The organism is Chitinophaga sp. YR573, assembly GCF_900110995.1.
In the GTDB taxonomy this organism is placed as follows: Bacteria; Bacteroidota; Bacteroidia; order Chitinophagales; family Chitinophagaceae; genus Chitinophaga.
Window position 1 is genome coordinate 196,791 of record NZ_FOJF01000001.1, and the last position, 16,544, is coordinate 213,334.

Here is a 16,544-nt window from a genome sequence, read left to right on the forward strand (position 1 = left end):
TTTACACAATACATTCAAATACCTTCTGCTCTTTATTTTCAGTAAATCCGGACTTTACATAAAATTCGTGTGCGCCTGCTCTCTTCACATTGCAGCGCACACGCAACTTATTGATGTTTCTTTCTGCTGCCCATTTCCGGGCTTTCTCCACCAGTTGCTTACCAATTCCTTTTCCCTGCACCGCTTTAGAAACTACCAGTCCTCCTATTTCACAAAACGGACCAGACTCTAAACGGATAGTGTAAAATACATGAATCCACCCTACAACGACCTCATCCAGTACTGCCACATAAGCTACATCACAAATGCTCTTGTCAATTGCTGCAATATTGACAATCGTTTCGTTCACTGTCATAGAATAACCCAACTCTAAAGATAGCGTAGTCACCGGCAGCGCATCTTTCCCCGAAATATGCCGGATATAAATTGTCCCACTCATTTACACGTAATTTCATGAATAATACAAAATTTTATGATAAGCTAAAAATAAGATGTTAACTATTTTTACCAACACGATGCATATACCATGAGAAAACTTTTTATATTATTAATTTTCACGCTATTACAACAGCCTCATCAGTGATATAAAAGTACGTCCGGCAACGTTAGTAAATGCCCCTCCACACAAAACAGCTATCCATAATCAATACAATTTATTCCTTTATCCGGCCATTGTCTGATGTAGTACAATACTTCATCTTTGTATTGTTATGAATGGAAGAATGATCAACAACAGAGATATACCAATTATACCATCAAAAGAAATTCTGATCGGTGATCCGAAAGCTCCGGTAACATTAGTGGAATTTGGTGATTATGAAAGTAAATCTACCTCACAGGTACACCAGGTAGTGCTGGATTTACTTGAAAAATATCCTGATAAGATCAACTTCAATTTCAGACATTATCCATTACTGGAAATACATCAACGTGCATATAAAGCCGCGGAAGCTGCAATCGCTGCCGGACAGGAAGGTAAGTTCGCAGAGATGCATGAACTGCTGTTAAAAAACAGAACAAATTTAGGTGTGATAAGTCTGACAAGTTACGCAAGGCAAATAGGGATCAAAAGTAAACAGTTCCTTGATTCATTAGTTGGAGGAAGATATGGCTGGCAGGTACATGGGGACATGGCTGAAGGAAAACGCCTGGGGATAAAACAGATCCCCGCGTTTTTCATCAGAGATAAACAGTTAGACGGAGATATTACTGTAGAAAACTTTTCTAAATATATTTTATCTGTTACAGATAAGAAAAAGGCTCATCGATAATTACTATACAGTTGGCATTGGTTAGAACAAATGGCTGTTTCTCTTCAGAGACGGCCTTTTTTTTTCACAAAAAAAAACGCCGCTAACCTGCGACGTTTAATTTTCCTCTCTATTGGTCCTTCAGCCTTTCTTGTACTTACGAAATAAAATTTTGGGGTCAACAATACATATATACCTATTACAACTGTTCTTATTGATAACCGCCACCCAGGCTTCTGTATAATTCTACAGAAGCACTCAGTTGCTGACGGGTAATATCTGCCTGTGTCAAACCTGCCTGCAGGGATTTGCTCTGTGCTGTAATCACTTCAAGATAATTAGCCATACCACTGCGGAAAAGCATCTGCGCCTGGCTTGTTGCCAGTAGCAATGTATTCACCTGGTCTGTAGCAATTTTCTGCTGTTCCTTCAGTTTATCCAGCTTAATAAGCGCATTAGATACATCACCTATAGCATCCAGTGCCAGCTGCCTGAAACTGATCACCGCTTCCTCTCTCTGGATCTTCGCTACTTCCAGCTGTGTTTTCAGCTGCCTGCGCTGGAACAAGGGTTGCGTAAGGCCACCTGCTACTGTTCCAAACAAAGATGCCGGTAAAGTAAACCACTGACTGGCTTTAAAGGCATTCACACCGCCGCTGGCTGTTATGTTCAGCGTAGGGTACATATTCGCCTGTGCTACCCCTGCATTCGCATTGGCTGCTACCAGCGCCATCTCTGCTGCCCGTACATCCGGTCTGCGACTCACCATCGCCGCTGGTATACCCGTTGGCAATGAATCGCGCAACACCACCGCATTCAGCTCTGTACTACGTGCTACACTGCCTGGCAGTTCTCCCGCTAAAATGCGGATCGCATTCTCCTGTATAGCCTGTGCCTGCTCCAGCTGCGGGATCAGCAACGCTGCTGTCTGCTGCTGGGCAACTGCCTGTTGTACGCCCAGTTCTGTCACTTCTCCGGCTGTCTTCTGTAAGCGGAGCATCTGTACGATGGTATCACTTAAGGCTACATTCCTGCGGGCTATCTTCAACTGTTCATCCAGCATCAGCAGGTTGTAATAACTGTTCGCGATATCAGCAACCAGTCCTGTCTGCACTGCTCTTGCTCCTTCATATGTCTGCAGGTAACTGGCCAGTGCCGCTTCCTTCTGACGACGGATCTTTCCCCATACATCAATTTCCCAGGACAAGCTCGCACCCAAACTATAATCTTCTATATGACTTGTACCTAAAAAAGTGTTCAGGCTAGTACCATTCAAACTGTTTTTAGAAGGGATAGAAGTAGATGCAGATGCATTCAGATTTACTGATGGCAGCCAGCCTACTTTAGCCTGCTTCACATACGCGTCTGCGGTTTCTATACGCTTCAGCGCCAGTTGCAGATCGTAGTTCCCGGCAAGCGCCCGGGAAATCAATTCCTGTAATGTTGCATCCGTAAAGAACTTCTTCCATTCTAATCCGGCAATACTACTGTCCGAAGGAGCAGCAGCACTGGCGAATTGATCCGGCAGTACCAGGGCAGGACGTTTATAATCACGTCCTACCCGGCAGGCTGCCAGTCCTACAACTATAAAAAAAAGACCAATATATTTTCGTTGCATTATAATTACTTTATTAATTAAGGATCTTACACCGTTGCTTCATCATGTTTCTGTGGTTTGCCACTGATCTTCTCCTGTAAATACTGGAAGATGATGAACAACACTGGTATAGCAAAGATGCCAAGCAATACACCGGTTAACATACCACCCGCTGCTCCCGTACTGATAGAACGGTTACCCTGGGCAGATGAACCTGTTGCCCGCATCAGTGGTGTTAAACCTGCGATAAAGGCAAAGGAGGTCATGAGGATGGGTCGCAGACGCAACCTGGATGCTTCCAGCGCCGCTGCCAGCAATCCCATACCATTACGTCGCCGCTGTACCGCGTATTCCACGATCAGGATCGCATTCTTCGCCAGCAAACCTATCAGCATGATCAAACCTACCTGTACATAAATGTTGTTATCTATACCAAACAGGTTGATGAAAACGAACACTCCGAAAATACCCAGCGGGATAGATAATATCACCGAGAATGGAAGTATATAACTTTCATACTGGGCAGATAACAGGAAGTACACAAACACCAGGCAAAGCAGGAAGATAATACCGGCCTGTCCGCCTGCGGAGATTTCCTCTTTGGTCATACCTACCCACTCGTAAGCATACCCACGTGGCAGGTACTGTGCAGCCACTTCTTCTACCGCTTTAATCGCATCACCGGAGCTGTACCCTGGTTTAGGCTGACCATTAATCGTTACCGCATTAAAGAGGTTATTACGGGTCACTGTTTCAGGGCCATATACTCTTTCCAGTTTTACGATCGTATTGATAGGCACCATTAATCCGGTGCTGTTCTTTACAAAGATGTCGTTCAGACTGGCCGGATCAGCACGTGATGCCATATCCGCCTGTACGATCACACGGTAATATTTACCAAAGCGGTTAAAGTCAGAAGCAAAAGTACTACCGTAATACACCTGCATGGTTTGCAGTACATCCGAAACAGATACACCTAACTGTTTTGCCTTGTTCTCATCAATCTGCACATTGTACTGAGGGTTACCCGCATTGAAAGTGGTGAAAGCAAAGGCTATCTCTTTTCTCTTCATCAGTTCCCCGATAAAGCCATACGCTGTACCAGCCAGTTTATCCAATGGTCCGCCTGTTCTGTCCTGTAACACTACTTCAAACCCGTCCACGTTACTGAATCCCGGTACGGTAGGCATGTTAAACATGAAGATGTTGGCTTCTTTTATACCCATCAGTTTCCCCTGCATCATACCCATTACCTGCTTAAGATCTTTCACCGCGCCTCTGTCCGCATGCTGCTTCAGTTTCACAAAACCTACTGCATAAGAAGAACTGATAGAGGTGGTCATGATGTTTAAGCCGGATACACTCAGATAACTGTTCACTGCTTCAAACGACTTCATCTCCTTTTCTACTTTGTCTACTACCTGACGTGTACGTTGCAGGGAAGTACCCGGAGGCATCGTCACAGAATACACCACAAAACCATTATCCTCAGTAGGTATAAAACCTGTAGGCGTTTTTCTTACCAGCCATACTGTAATGCCCAGTATGATTACCAGCGCACTGATAGGTACCCATTTATACCTTACCAGGAAACGCAGGCTGTTAATATATTTAGAACTCACTGCCTCAAAGCCTGTATTGAAAGCGCTAAAGAAGCGGCCACCAAATCCTTTTGCTGCAAATTTGGTATCATGTTCATCATGATGTTTGTTCTTCAGTAACAAAGCACATAATGCAGGACTCAATGTCAACGCATTCAATGCAGAGATCAGGATCGCAATCGCCAGTGTAAAGGCAAACTGCCGGTAGAATACACCCGCAGGTCCCTGCATGAAACCTACAGGAATGAACACCGCGGCCATCACCATCGTAATGGAAATGATAGCACCGGAGATCTCCTGCATACTGGTGATAGTGGCATTCCTGGGAGACATATTGATCTTCTCCATCTTGGAATGGACGGCCTCCACCACCACAATCGCATCATCGACGACTATCCCGATCGCCAGTACCAGCGCAAACAGTGTCAGCAGGTTAATCGTAAACCCAAACAGCTGCATGAAAAAGAAGGTACCTATAATGGCTACCGGTACAGCGATCGCGGGGATCAGTGTAGAACGGAAATCCTGCAGGAAGATGAACACTACGATAAATACCAGTATAAATGCTTCTATCAGCGTATGTTTCACCTGATCAATTGATTCATCCAGGTATTCTTTTGTACTGTAAATATTGAAGTACTCTACACCTTTTGGAAACGACAGCTCGGCCTTTTTCATCAGTTTATTAACTGATACCTGTATATCATTTGCATTGGAACCTGCAGTCTGATAAATGGCAAGACCAATACCCTGTTTACCGTTTACTTTAGTATTACTGCTATAGGTAAATGAACCAAATTCTACTTTGGCTACATCTTTCAGCTTGAGCGAAGAACCGTCAGCATTTGCTTTCAGTACAATATCTTCATACTGTTCATGCTGGTTAAGTTTCCCTTTGTACTTGATCACATATTCAAATGCTTCCTTACTGCTTTCACCAAAGCGGCCGGGAGCTGCTTCCAGGTTCTGTTCCCTGATAGCGGTCAGCACGTCCTGTGGAGAAAGGTTATTGGCAGCCAGCCTGTCAGGACGCAACCAGATACGCATGGAGTAATCTTTACCACCGAATACGGAAGCCTGTCCAACACCGGTTACACGCTGTATTTCAGGAATGATATTGATCTTTGCATAGTTCTGCAAAAATGTTTCATCATAATCTTCTGTATTACTCATCAGGTTCACCACCATGATCATACTGTTCTGTTGCTTCTGTGTGCTGATACCTGCATTCACCACTTCCTGCGGTAAAATGCTGGTAGCTTTAGCCACACGGTTCTGTACGTTCACAGCAGCCAGGTCAGGGTCTGTTCCCAGTTTAAAATACACGTTCAGTGTCATGGAACCATCGTTGTTGGAAGTAGAGGTCATGTATGTCATGTTCTCCACACCATTCACGGATTCTTCTATGGGGGTAGCTACAGAACGGGCTACCACTTCCGCATTGGCTCCGGGGTAAGAAGCCGTTACAGCAACGCAGGGCGGCGCGATATCCGGGAACTGTGTTACCGGCAGTGTTGCCAGTGACAATAATCCCAATAGTACCAGTATAATCGAGACCACTGTTGCCAGTACGGGTCTCTCAATGAATTTCTTTAACATAATCTTTTTTAAATGAGCTGATAGATCAGGTCATAGGATGTCCTTACTGCCACCTTGGTAACAGCCATAACAGCGTATATCCTATTGATTTGTGAGATAGTGATTAAAGCGGTTTCAGCTTCAGCAAACTATCCATTGACATCATTTGCGGTGCAATCACAGCACCATCGCGTAAACGATCGAGGCCAGTATACACAATTCTCTCACCTGGTTGTACTCCTTTCTCCACAAAATAGTATGAGCTATTCTTGCCGGAGATAGTGATAAGTTTACTCACCACTTTGTTACTGTCTCCTACTGCAAATACAAACACCTTATCCTGTAATTCGAAAGTAGCTTCCTGTGGGATCAGTAATGCTGACGCAAACTGTTCAGGAATCTTTACCCTACCGGTATTTCCGGAACGCAACAGACCAGCTGCATTAGGGAATACAGCGCGGAAGCTGATAGCCCCGATGCTCTTGTCAAACTGTCCTTCTATGGTTTCTACACGGCCTTTTTCCTGGTAAATACTGTTATCAGCCAGTACCAGTTCTACAGGAGGTAATTTCTTCACCTTATCCTGCACCGTTTTACCTTCTGTTTTATTTTTAAACTGTAAGAAGTCAACTTCACTCATGGAGAAATAAGCATATACTTCGCTTACATCAGACAACATTGTTAATGCCTGTGCATCTCCCTTGCCTACCAGACTACCGATTTTGAAAGGAATTCTGCCAATGTAACCACTTACCGGTGCTGAGATTAGGGTATAACCCAGGTTGATACGGGCATTGCTTACCATCGCCTGTGCCTGTGCAACATTTGCTTTTGCTGCCTGATAAGCTGCGTTCGCTGTTTTCAGCTGCACATCAGACACTACATTATTCTGTACCAGTGGTGTAAGACGGTTCACTTCTACTTCCGCCTTTTCTTCATTGGCTTTTGCGGCCTGCAAAGAAGCAGCTGTATTGCTTAACTGTTCCTGATAAGTACGTTCGTTGATTCTGAATAAAGGCTGGCCCGCTTTTACATACGCACCTTCATCTACGAATATTTTATCGAGATAACCATCTACCTGGGCGCGGATCTCTACGTTCACCTTACCTTCTACGGTAGCGTTATATTCACGGTAAGTAGTGGCTGGAACAGCAGCTACTTTTAATACCGGCAGTTCAGCAGGAGGCATACCGGCATTCTCTGTTTTGGCAGAAGAACTGGCGCATCCGGTCAATACGGCCAGAAGAAGCATGGTATAAATAAAGCCCACTGGCTTATACATGTTGTTGTGTTGAAATAATTGAGTCATAATAAGGTAAATGTTTTTTGTTTTTGCAATAGCTTTCCACCCCGCATTACTGCGGCAATGAATAATCAAATAATGACAGCTACTGGGTTTTAGAGGTCACTTTTCCCGGCTGATACGGAAAAGTGAATAAAGTAGCTTGACGTAGTTATAACACTACGAACAGGCTTCTTGTTTTCTGTTTTACTGCTAAAGAGAATAATGAATAATAAAGATTAGCAGGCGCGATAATTATACTTCATGGGCGTGCGGTTTTAAGATGATGTTCAACAACGATTAATGAACTGTACAAAAGTACTATGGATAAAGACGATATACACTTAACTAATTACGGGATTAATTGTACTTTTCACGGATACTTTTCTGGAAAACAGCAGGCGTATGACCCGTATGTTTTTTAAAGAACCGGTTAAAGTACCCGTCATCCTCAAAGTTAAGCTGCCAGGCAATTTCCTTGATGCTATGCTCATTCCAGAACAACAATCTTTTCGCCTCCGTAACACGTCTTTCATCAATGATCTGTTTCGCGGTCTTACCCACAACAGATTTAACTGTATCATTCAAATGACCAGGCGTCACATACATCATATCTGCATAATGACCTACCTGCGTTTTATCCTTATAATGTACATCAGACAATTCTTTAAACTGCCGTACAATGCGGTTCTGCACGGTATCGGCCTGTATCGCGGCAATATCACGTTGTGGTAAACGTGCACTTGCGGCCATCAGTGAATTCAGTAAATTACGGATGATCACTTCACGCAACGGCAACTGACTATCCATCTCCTTCATTATCAGTTTTGCATAGGCCATCAGCTCTTTCAATTGTCCTTCCGTGAGTTGTACCACAGGTGTCTGAAATACACAGGCCGACCAGCACAACATCCCACCCAGCGCATCTTCGCAGAGAAACTCTTCTTCAAATGCCACACTCACTATCTCGCATAAACTATCACCCATGTACTGATGTATCTGATCAGGTGATAACAAAATAAGCGCGGGCGCTTTTACCGTATGTTTTTCAAAATCTATGAACAATGTCATCTCTCCGGAAAGAACAAGCATTATATTATAGTCAATCCTCCGGTGAGGCTCCGTTACACCATCAGACTGCACCAGGTATGTACTGCGTTTTATGTTAAATCCCTTAATAGGATTCGGACCGGTATTGCATTCTACAGCATAATTATAAACAGGTATGATCACATTATTTTTCATAATATTAATCGTTTGTTTTTTTGTTAGGGCATCAGTAAATAAGTCACACAGTGGTGGGTAGGTCAGGTTACATGACCTTTAAAGAGTAGTAGGTAGAGTTAGTATTAACCTTTGGTAAGAATCATAATACTGCAAATATTATAACTTCCGGGCAATTTTCATAATATTCTATGAAACTTGATAATTTAATTTCCCGGTCATATTGATTAGCCGGCTAAGTAATAGCGGCAAAAAAAAGCCTTTTAAAGGCCATACTCAACTTCATCCAGGTTCTCTAGCACCTGCATGAGCAATCTTTTAAGCAGCATACGTTCTTCCATGCTCAGGTTCTTTACTGTCTGCTGTTCCAGTTTATTCCAGGTCTGTTCTGTAATATACTTCGCAGCCTCCTCTCCCAGCTCTGTCAGGAAAACCTGCACAACCCGCTGATCATTAGTACTTTTTTCCCTTCTTAAAAATCCTTTCTTTTCCAGTCGCTCCGCCATCCGGGTCACCGTTGCCGGTGTCACCTCCATATTATTCGTCAGTTCATTCATGGTTATCCCCTGCCGGCATAATACCTGCTGGAGAAATATTTCCTGACCTGCATGCAAATTATAGCAAGACAGCATCTGGTTACCCTTATTACGGTGCGCTTTGCTGATCTGTACCAACAGATGACTGATGGTACTGCACATAAGCGGTTTGTTCATGCAACAAATATAATACTTAGCCGGCTAATTAAATAAAAAAAGGAAAAAAGATATCTGTATATATTAAAATAATACTAGTATGAGGGGGATAAACGTGGATTATTGCTTTGTGGGATGTATAGAAAATATCATAATTAGAATTTTTTTGTGATAGAGCTTCGCTCCATCACAAAAACATTGAAGATATTTTTGCAGGGCTTCGCCCTGCACCCTAAATCAACTGAGTAGAAGCAAAACAGTCGCCCTGCACCCTAAATCAAACTATTTCGCGGCCTCTTCCTTCGGTCTCTCCCGCACCAGTACCAAATCCGCCAGTAACACGTTCATCGGGATATTCCCCAGCTTCACAATCCCTCTCTTATCCCTTATCTCCAGCAACTTCCCTACCTGTCCGTTACTCCGGATCTTCACCTGGTCGCCCACCTTACACGCGCCACCTATCTCTAAAAACCTATCCTGTACCTTCTTCTCAAACCGCTCATTAATCTGTTTCTCCTTCTTCCGGAATAACAACGCCTCTGCCTGTTTTATCACTTTAGGCTTATCATCTGTACGTTTCCACTCTACCACTATCTGCTTCATCTTCCGCTCCATATCCTTCAGGTAACTCAACTCCTCTTCCTTGATCTGGTTCTGCAATTTCAGTACCGTTACCTGCTGCGTTTTCCGCTCCTTATCAGACAATATCTCGTATTCGCGTTTTAAGCGCTCATTTTCCTTCAGTAATTTCTGCAGCTCTTTCTCCTTGGCTTCTACCTTTTGCAGGTCCTGTTCGGCCTTATTCAGCAATTTATCAAGCTGAAAATGTCCTTCATCCACCAGGTTCCTCGCGCGGGAAATAAGAGAAGGATGCAACCCTATACGCTGCGCAATAGAAAACGTATAAGAACTACCCGGCTTACCTATGATCAGTTTATACATAGGCGACAGGGTCTCTTCATCAAAGCCCATCGCGCCGTTAATAATCCCTTTTACCTTATTCGCCATCACCTTCAGATTCAGGTAGTGCGTTGTTACAATACCAAAGGCATGTTTCTTCGCCAGCTCTTCCATGATCACTTCCGCAAAAGCTCCTCCCAGGTTAGGGTCAGATCCACTTCCCAGTTCATCTATGAAGAACAACGTTTTACCGTTGGCGTTCTCCATAAAATATTTCATGTTCTTCAGGTGAGAGCTATACGTACTTAACTCAAATTCAAGCGACTGCGTATCTCCTATATGTATCATCAGCTGCCTGAAAATACCTAACTGGGAACTCGGATGCACCGGCACTAACAACCCCGCCTGCAACATCAGTTGTATCAAACCAATGGTTTTCAGCGTAACTGTTTTACCCCCTGCATTCGGACCGCTGATCACCAGTATATGATTATCATTGTCCAGCTTTACATTAAGCGGAATGGTAGGCTTCTTGTTCTTACGGTTATACAGCAGTAACAAAGGATGATATGCTTCCACCAGGTGCGCCTGCGAATTAGGGCTCAGCATAGGGTAGTTTCCATCCATATCCAGTGCCAGCTTCGACTTCGCCCGTATAAAATCATACATCCCCAGGATATCGTGGTAGTTATTCAACAGGGGAGAAAACTGGCTCAGTGCGGCCGTCAGCGCCCGCAAAATCCTGTATACTTCCTTATTCTCTTCACGCTCCAGGGATGCCACATCGTTATTCAGCTCGATCGTCTCTTCCGGCTCCACAAATGCAGTACGGCGGGTATCAGACTCTCCGTGCAGAATACCCTTCACCATACGCTTGTTCTCTGCAAATACTGCCAGTACCCTTCTGCCATTCAGGAAGGCTTCTTCCGTATCCGCCAGGTAACCCAGCTTGCTGAGTTTACTCAGACTGCGTTCAAACGCCCTGCGCAGTTCATTACGCTTGCGGTATAACGACATGCGGATCTTCTCCAGTTCAGGAGAGGCATTATCTCTCACCTGCCCGGTTTCATCCAGTACATCATCAATCAGCGATACAATTTTCTTCTCGTAATGCGTATGTGTAATCACACCAAACAGACCGGAATACTGCACACGCCTGTCATGGTCAAAGAACCGCACAATACTATGCATGCTCTCTGCCAGCTTACGTAACAGCATCAGCTGATCTCCGCTTAATACAGCTCCCTGTATGCTTAACAGGCGCAGTTCGTTCTTAAGGTTGAGTACGTAATCGTTCGGGAAGTGTTCCTGCAGCAGGGTTAGCTGCTTATATTCATGCGCCTGCTGCAGCGCAGTCTTTACGTAATCGATGTGGGTGTGCAGCCGCAGTTCTGCTGCCATCTGTTTACCCAGCTCCGTTTTACAATGTTCCTGCAACAAAGCCTGTACCTTGTCAAATTCCAGCTGCATCAGCGCTGAATCGGGAAAATATTTCATCTTTCTATTCCATACAAAAGTCTAATGACCCATTGTCACAAGACCGGTTAAAATTGGTTTTCAGCAACCCACAGGCGCTAAAAAAGAATGTTAAAGTTACTTATAATGATGATCCAATACACCATTCTTATCGTAATTTAACTATATGAAGGCATACTCACAATCACCTTCTGTCATTTAAATCATGCGAAGATACTCATTATTAAGCTGTTTGCTGGCCATCGCCTTCTATGCATGTGCCCAGGGAAAACAAACAAAAAGTAAAGAACCGGTAGACATGGACGTTCCCGCTAACACAAAATTAGAGAAAGCCACTTTTGCAGCAGGCTGCTTCTGGTGCGTTGAAGCCCAGTTTCAGTACCTGGACGGGGTAGTGAAAGTCGAATCCGGTTATTCAGGAGGCACCGTGGCCAATCCCTCCTACGAACTGGTATGTACCGGTACCACCGGTCATGCTGAAGCCGTACAGATAACTTATGATCCTGCTAAAATCTCTTATGAAGAGTTATTAGAGGCCTTCTGGCAAAGCCACGACCCCACCCAGCTTAACCAGCAGGGTAACGACGTAGGTACCCAGTACCGTTCCGCTATCTTCTATAGCAACGAAGATCAGCACAAACTGGCCCAGGAATACAAAGATAAACTGCAGAAATCAGGCGCCTTCGAACATCCGATCGTAACAGAAATATCGCCGCTCAGGAACTTTTACATAGCGGAAGATTATCACCAGAACTATTATAATCAGAATGGCTCACAACCATACTGCCATTATGTAATAGGCCCTAAAGTAGAAAAGTTCAAAAAGGTCTTTAAAGACAAACTGAAGAAAGAGAATCAATAAGATAAAAGCTATTAAAGAAAGGCTTGTTCTACGCTGAAATCGTAAAACAAGCCTTTCTTTTTATCCGGAAATAATAAAAAAGTGGTATAATTGTTTGATCTTCAATAAAGAAATGGGATTAATAAGTGTGTATAAAACATTTTTGGCCAGCATAACCGTTTTCTTGTAACATATTCGAAAAAAGCGTATATTGTATAGACATACCATTCCTGTTTAAAGCTACTACCTATGATGTACGTACCGCAATCTTCCCGGCTAACGTCTACGGAAGAACAGGTTTACCTCGCTACCATTAGCAATGATCCTATGCTTTCCAACTTTCTGGAATCAGGTGAATTGCCGGGCAATGCGAAATTCTTACAGAACGACAGGTATAAATCGCCTGATTTTCTGCACTTTATCTCCGAAAAATATGAAGCCGTCTTCACTGCCGCCATCATACAATGCTTTAATACAGGCAATATTGATATGATGAACGCCCTGGTAAACAATCCCATTTTATTGGATGATGAATACCAGCAAAAAAGCTACTTCATTATCCTGAACTTTCTAAGGGAAAAACAACAAAAACTCATCACCCTATGGAACAACCTGCAACTAAAGAAAAAAATCAACCCTACCGACCTCGAACAACAAACCACCATCACACTCCTCAATTATCTGCCCGATGAATTCCAGGGCTTCCGCAGCGAATACTGCAACGAACTCGTAAAAATCTCAAAACTACTATCTCTTACCGATCCTCACCTTGCCATAGAACTGATCATCAACACCAGTAAACTCAACTGCCTCCCGCAATCCAGGCAAAGAGTACTGGAATGTTATCAGCAACTCCAGACAATGGATATAAAACCAACGCCGTTAGAACATCGCTTTACTATATTAAGACTGATTTTCGCCTTTAATAAAAGATAAAATATCTTATTTTGAGGCATGAAATTATTGATACCATTATTGTTACTTAGCTTCCACCTAAGTGCAGCAGATACTACTTTTTTCAAAGCAGACCATCCATACATCCAGTACACAGGACGCATAGATTTCACAGATCCTGCAACACCACGCTTCTGGCAACCAGGTGTGTATATAAAGCTGAAATTCAAAGGCAGTCATTGTACTATTTTAATGGATGATGATACTCATAACTACCTCGCTGTACAGGTTGATAACCTGCCGGCTAAACGTTTTCAGACTACGGGTAAGCACAATATGATTAACATCACAGATCATCTGGATAATGGGGATCATGTACTTACCATCTGTAAGAATACAGAAGCCGGTATAGGCTACCTGCAATTCATAGGTGTAAAATGTCAGGCATTATTACCACTGCCGGCAAAACCTGTACGTAAAATAGAATTCATCGGAAACTCTGTCACCTGCGGCTCCGGTGCAGATCAATCTTTATTTCCCTGCGGGCAGGGCCAGTGGTTCGATCAGCACAATGCATGGATGAGCTATGGTCCCCTCACCGCAAGAGCATTAAAAGCCCAATGGCAACTGGCATCCGTTTCAGGAATCGGGTTGATACACAGCTGCTGTGGTATGCCTTTTCCCATGACACAGGTATACGATAAAATAAACATGCGCACAGATTCCATCAAATGGGATTTTAGTAAATACCAGCCAGATGTAGTAGCCGTTTGCCTGGGAGAAAATGATGGCATACAGGATTCTGTTATTTTCTGCAACGCTTATAAACAATTCATCAATACCATCAAACAACATTACCCCAAAGTAACTATCATCTGCCTTAGCAGCCCTATGGCAGATCAACAGTTTAAACCTGTATTGGAACGTTACATAACAGCCATCATCAAAAATAACAAAAACGTATACCACTACTTTTTTACTAAACAATATGGTCTTGGATGCGGAGGACATCCTGATTTACAGGAACACAAACAAATCGCCACAGATTTAACAAACTACATAAAGAAGATAAAAAAATGGGGCTGATAAAATCAGCCCCGTTCATTACGTGTTAAACTTATTAAATACTTTCCCACCCAAAGCTAATTTTATTCTGCACTTAAATAATACTTTCTTATCTGATTTTCAACTTCCATTCTCAGTATTTATAAATATTATTGGTAATCAATTATTTGCATCAAAAATTACAATAGTATTATTTTATCCCTTAACTTAGACTTACTATGCTAAGAATGATACGTTATGGCCGAAACTAATATACTCCGCGAGATAACTCCACTCACACAGAGTGATTGCTTCATGATCTTTTCACGTACAAAAAACAAGTTCGATTTCCCGTTACACTATCATGAGGAATTTGAACTCAACCTTATTCTGAATGCCAAAGGCGCCCAACGTATAGTAGGAGATCATATAGATGTAATAGATGATGCAGAACTGGTACTTGTAGGCCCCAACCTGAACCACGGCTGGTTTACACATGAATGTAAAAGTCCGGAGATCACAGAAATAACATTACAGTTTCATAAGGATTTATTTGATGATAAACTGCTGCGAAAAAATCAGTTGCGCTTTATGCGGGGAATGTTTGAAAGTGCTGCCAACGGGATCCTTTTTTCTCAGGAGACTATCAGACAATTAGCTCCCAGGCTCCTTTCTCTCAACCAGAAAAGTGGGTTTGATTCTGTACTCGAACTGATGTCTATCCTGCACGATCTGTCCATTTCACGCAACATGCGCCTGTTGTCAGACACTACTTTTCACAAAGGTGTATTTAACTATAGCAGCAGGAGAATAGAGAAGGCATTTGAATACATGAATAACAACTATGATAAACAGGTAAATTTAACAGATGTGGCAAAGCTGGTAAGCATGACAGAAGTATCTTTCAGCCGCTTTATCAAGAAATGTACAGGCAATACTTTTATAGATAGTCTGAATGAAATAAGACTGGGGCATGCCTGTCGTATGCTGGTAAATACCACACATGCCATTGCAGAAATCTCCTACAAATGCGGGTTCAATAATATATCCAATTTTAACAGGCTGTTTAAGAAGAAGAAGGGATGTACGCCTAAAAGTTTCAGAGAGAGTTTATCCGGCGTAAGAACGTTTATATAAAAAAATACCTGTTGCCCGGTCCTAGCTTTTCTATTATACCGGCAACAGGTAACACATACAAACCTGTATCATAATCAAGACAGATTTTCGTGCAATATGTTATTGATTTTTTCCTGGGTTTTACGAAGATGACGGGTAGCTAAACGTCCTGCATCTTTTGCTCCACCGGATACCTCATCTAATATACCTTTTACAGTTTCTTTTTTTGTCAGATATAAGATTACGCCGGCTGCGGCAATGCCTACAATTGCGGCAGCTATCATTGCTTTTTTCATAGTGTTGTTTTTTGGTTCTACAGGGATAACACAAGAGTTGTACCAATTGCCGCCAGCTTTTTATATTTTTGCCCCTTCAATCAAGATCAACAATGCCCGAAACCACACCATCACCTGTTTACAGCATTCCGTTAAAATACCGGAAAATGGAAAATCTCCATATTGTTTTCTGGTTATTCAAAGACATCAGCTGGTGCCTGGTATGGCACACACTGGGGATTATCATGATATTCCCCACTCTTATTATCTCTATCATCATTGCCTACCGTACCCGGCAATTCGCCTCTGAGTTATGCCATAACCTGGCCATCACTGTATGGATCAGCGCTAACTCCTACTGGATGATCAGTGAATTCATGCACTTCGATGCTATTACTATTGTCGGAGATCTGACGTATAAACACCTGGCGGTAATACCGTTTGCCCTGGGCGTATTGATCCTGGCCTACTATTACCTCTGGCACAGGCCCCGTCACCCGGAAGAACTTGAAACAATGTAATGTGTATAAAATGATAAAGGTTCCGGGAGAAGATATCTACTTTATAACAAAATATAATAGGCTCCGGTAGGAGCCCCGTGTTTGTAGAAAACATTAATATTCTCCTTAATTGACTCCATAGGAGTCCCCTATTATTCGCGAGTTAGGGGACTCCTACGGAGTCTGTGTTTTGTTGTTTATTGTGTTTCTACAAACACGGGGCTCCTACCGGAGCCTATTATGTTTTGTGGCAAAACGGATTTTTATTTATTAG

General features: G+C 42.9%; 14 protein-coding genes. 6 read left to right on the top strand and 8 right to left on the bottom strand.

Features of this window, described 5'->3' with window-relative positions:
• Position 1 precedes the first annotated feature (1 nt).
• Positions 2-439, bottom strand: coding sequence for a GNAT family N-acetyltransferase (locus BMW86_RS00920; protein ID WP_089778069.1), 438 nt, complete (start codon positions 437-439; stop codon positions 2-4).
• Between the two features lie 271 nt (positions 440-710).
• Here BMW86_RS00920 and BMW86_RS00925 point away from each other — a divergent pair, with 271 nt between their 5' ends.
• Positions 711-1,271, top strand: a complete 561-nt coding sequence (locus BMW86_RS00925) for a DsbA family protein (RefSeq protein ID WP_255372819.1) — start codon at positions 711-713, stop codon at positions 1,269-1,271.
• Between the two features lie 190 nt (positions 1,272-1,461).
• Here the strand turns inward: BMW86_RS00925 and BMW86_RS00930 are convergent, their stop codons facing one another.
• The 6 genes from BMW86_RS00930 to BMW86_RS00955 all read right to left on the bottom strand — a co-directional run bounded on the left by BMW86_RS00930 (position 1,462) and on the right by BMW86_RS00955 (position 11,621).
• Positions 1,462-2,868 (bottom strand): efflux transporter outer membrane subunit, encoded by a 1,407-nt coding sequence (locus BMW86_RS00930; RefSeq protein WP_089778073.1) that lies wholly within the window; start codon positions 2,866-2,868, stop codon positions 1,462-1,464.
• A gap of 26 nt (positions 2,869-2,894) precedes the next feature.
• Positions 2,895-6,047, bottom strand: coding sequence for an efflux RND transporter permease subunit (locus BMW86_RS00935; protein ID WP_089778076.1), 3,153 nt, complete (start codon positions 6,045-6,047; stop codon positions 2,895-2,897).
• 103 nt (positions 6,048-6,150) lie between these two features.
• Complete coding sequence (locus tag BMW86_RS00940) at positions 6,151-7,335, bottom strand: efflux RND transporter periplasmic adaptor subunit (RefSeq protein WP_255372820.1); 1,185 nt, start codon at positions 7,333-7,335, stop codon at positions 6,151-6,153.
• Positions 7,336-7,668: 333 nt separating this feature from the next.
• Positions 7,669-8,553, bottom strand: coding sequence for a helix-turn-helix domain-containing protein (locus tag BMW86_RS00945; RefSeq protein WP_089778080.1), 885 nt, complete (start codon positions 8,551-8,553; stop codon positions 7,669-7,671).
• A gap of 242 nt (positions 8,554-8,795) precedes the next feature.
• A complete protein-coding gene (locus BMW86_RS00950; RefSeq protein ID WP_089778082.1) occupies positions 8,796-9,245 on the bottom strand; it encodes a MarR family winged helix-turn-helix transcriptional regulator in 450 nt (149 codons plus the stop codon).
• A gap of 261 nt (positions 9,246-9,506) precedes the next feature.
• Complete coding sequence (locus BMW86_RS00955) at positions 9,507-11,621, bottom strand: endonuclease MutS2 (protein WP_089778084.1); 2,115 nt, start codon at positions 11,619-11,621, stop codon at positions 9,507-9,509.
• 184 nt (positions 11,622-11,805) lie between these two features.
• On the opposite strand from BMW86_RS00955, the gene msrA reads away from it, so the two are divergent.
• The 4 genes from msrA (at position 11,806) to BMW86_RS00975 (ending at position 15,516) form a co-directional block, all read left to right on the top strand.
• Positions 11,806-12,462: a peptide-methionine (S)-S-oxide reductase MsrA gene (gene msrA / locus BMW86_RS00960; protein WP_089778086.1), complete on the top strand. Its 657-nt coding sequence runs from the start codon at positions 11,806-11,808 to the stop codon at positions 12,460-12,462.
• A gap of 228 nt (positions 12,463-12,690) precedes the next feature.
• Entirely contained in the window at positions 12,691-13,377 is a 687-nt protein-coding gene (locus tag BMW86_RS00965) for a hypothetical protein (RefSeq protein ID WP_143056447.1), read from the top strand.
• 18 nt (positions 13,378-13,395) lie between these two features.
• Positions 13,396-14,421 carry an SGNH/GDSL hydrolase family protein gene (locus BMW86_RS00970; RefSeq protein ID WP_089778090.1) on the top strand — a complete coding sequence of 342 codons (1,026 nt, stop codon included), beginning with the start codon at positions 13,396-13,398 and terminating at the stop codon, positions 14,419-14,421.
• Positions 14,422-14,637: 216 nt separating this feature from the next.
• A complete protein-coding gene (locus tag BMW86_RS00975) occupies positions 14,638-15,516 on the top strand; it encodes an AraC family transcriptional regulator (protein WP_089778092.1) in 879 nt (292 codons plus the stop codon).
• A gap of 74 nt (positions 15,517-15,590) precedes the next feature.
• On the opposite strand, the gene BMW86_RS00980 is transcribed toward BMW86_RS00975, so the two are convergent.
• Positions 15,591-15,791, bottom strand: coding sequence for a hypothetical protein (locus BMW86_RS00980; protein ID WP_089778094.1), 201 nt, complete (start codon positions 15,789-15,791; stop codon positions 15,591-15,593).
• Between the two features lie 146 nt (positions 15,792-15,937).
• Between BMW86_RS00980 and BMW86_RS00985 the strand changes: the two genes are divergently transcribed.
• Positions 15,938-16,291, top strand: a complete 354-nt coding sequence (locus tag BMW86_RS00985; RefSeq protein WP_089783507.1) for a hypothetical protein — start codon at positions 15,938-15,940, stop codon at positions 16,289-16,291.
• Positions 16,292-16,544 lie beyond the last annotated feature (253 nt).

What these genes read in the sequence shown, in the direction of transcription:
- BMW86_RS00920 (WP_089778069.1), bottom strand. Translation starts at nt 439, where the DNA reads ATGAGTGGGACAATTTATATCCGGCATATTTCGGGGAAAGATGCGCTG.
- BMW86_RS00925 (WP_255372819.1), top strand. Translation starts at nt 711, where the DNA reads ATGAATGGAAGAATGATCAACAACAGAGATATACCAATTATACCATCA.
- BMW86_RS00930 (WP_089778073.1), bottom strand. Translation starts at nt 2,868, where the DNA reads ATGCAACGAAAATATATTGGTCTTTTTTTTATAGTTGTAGGACTGGCA.
- BMW86_RS00935 (WP_089778076.1), bottom strand. Translation starts at nt 6,047, where the DNA reads ATGTTAAAGAAATTCATTGAGAGACCCGTACTGGCAACAGTGGTCTCG.
- BMW86_RS00940 (WP_255372820.1), bottom strand. Translation starts at nt 7,335, where the DNA reads ATGACTCAATTATTTCAACACAACAACATGTATAAGCCAGTGGGCTTT.
- BMW86_RS00945 (WP_089778080.1), bottom strand. Translation starts at nt 8,553, where the DNA reads ATGAAAAATAATGTGATCATACCTGTTTATAATTATGCTGTAGAATGC.
- BMW86_RS00950 (WP_089778082.1), bottom strand. Translation starts at nt 9,245, where the DNA reads ATGAACAAACCGCTTATGTGCAGTACCATCAGTCATCTGTTGGTACAG.
- BMW86_RS00955 (WP_089778084.1), bottom strand. Translation starts at nt 11,621, where the DNA reads ATGAAATATTTTCCCGATTCAGCGCTGATGCAGCTGGAATTTGACAAG.
- msrA (WP_089778086.1), top strand. Translation starts at nt 11,806, where the DNA reads ATGCGAAGATACTCATTATTAAGCTGTTTGCTGGCCATCGCCTTCTAT.
- BMW86_RS00965 (WP_143056447.1), top strand. Translation starts at nt 12,691, where the DNA reads ATGATGTACGTACCGCAATCTTCCCGGCTAACGTCTACGGAAGAACAG.
- BMW86_RS00970 (WP_089778090.1), top strand. Translation starts at nt 13,396, where the DNA reads ATGAAATTATTGATACCATTATTGTTACTTAGCTTCCACCTAAGTGCA.
- BMW86_RS00975 (WP_089778092.1), top strand. Translation starts at nt 14,638, where the DNA reads ATGGCCGAAACTAATATACTCCGCGAGATAACTCCACTCACACAGAGT.
- BMW86_RS00980 (WP_089778094.1), bottom strand. Translation starts at nt 15,791, where the DNA reads ATGAAAAAAGCAATGATAGCTGCCGCAATTGTAGGCATTGCCGCAGCC.
- BMW86_RS00985 (WP_089783507.1), top strand. Translation starts at nt 15,938, where the DNA reads ATGGAAAATCTCCATATTGTTTTCTGGTTATTCAAAGACATCAGCTGG.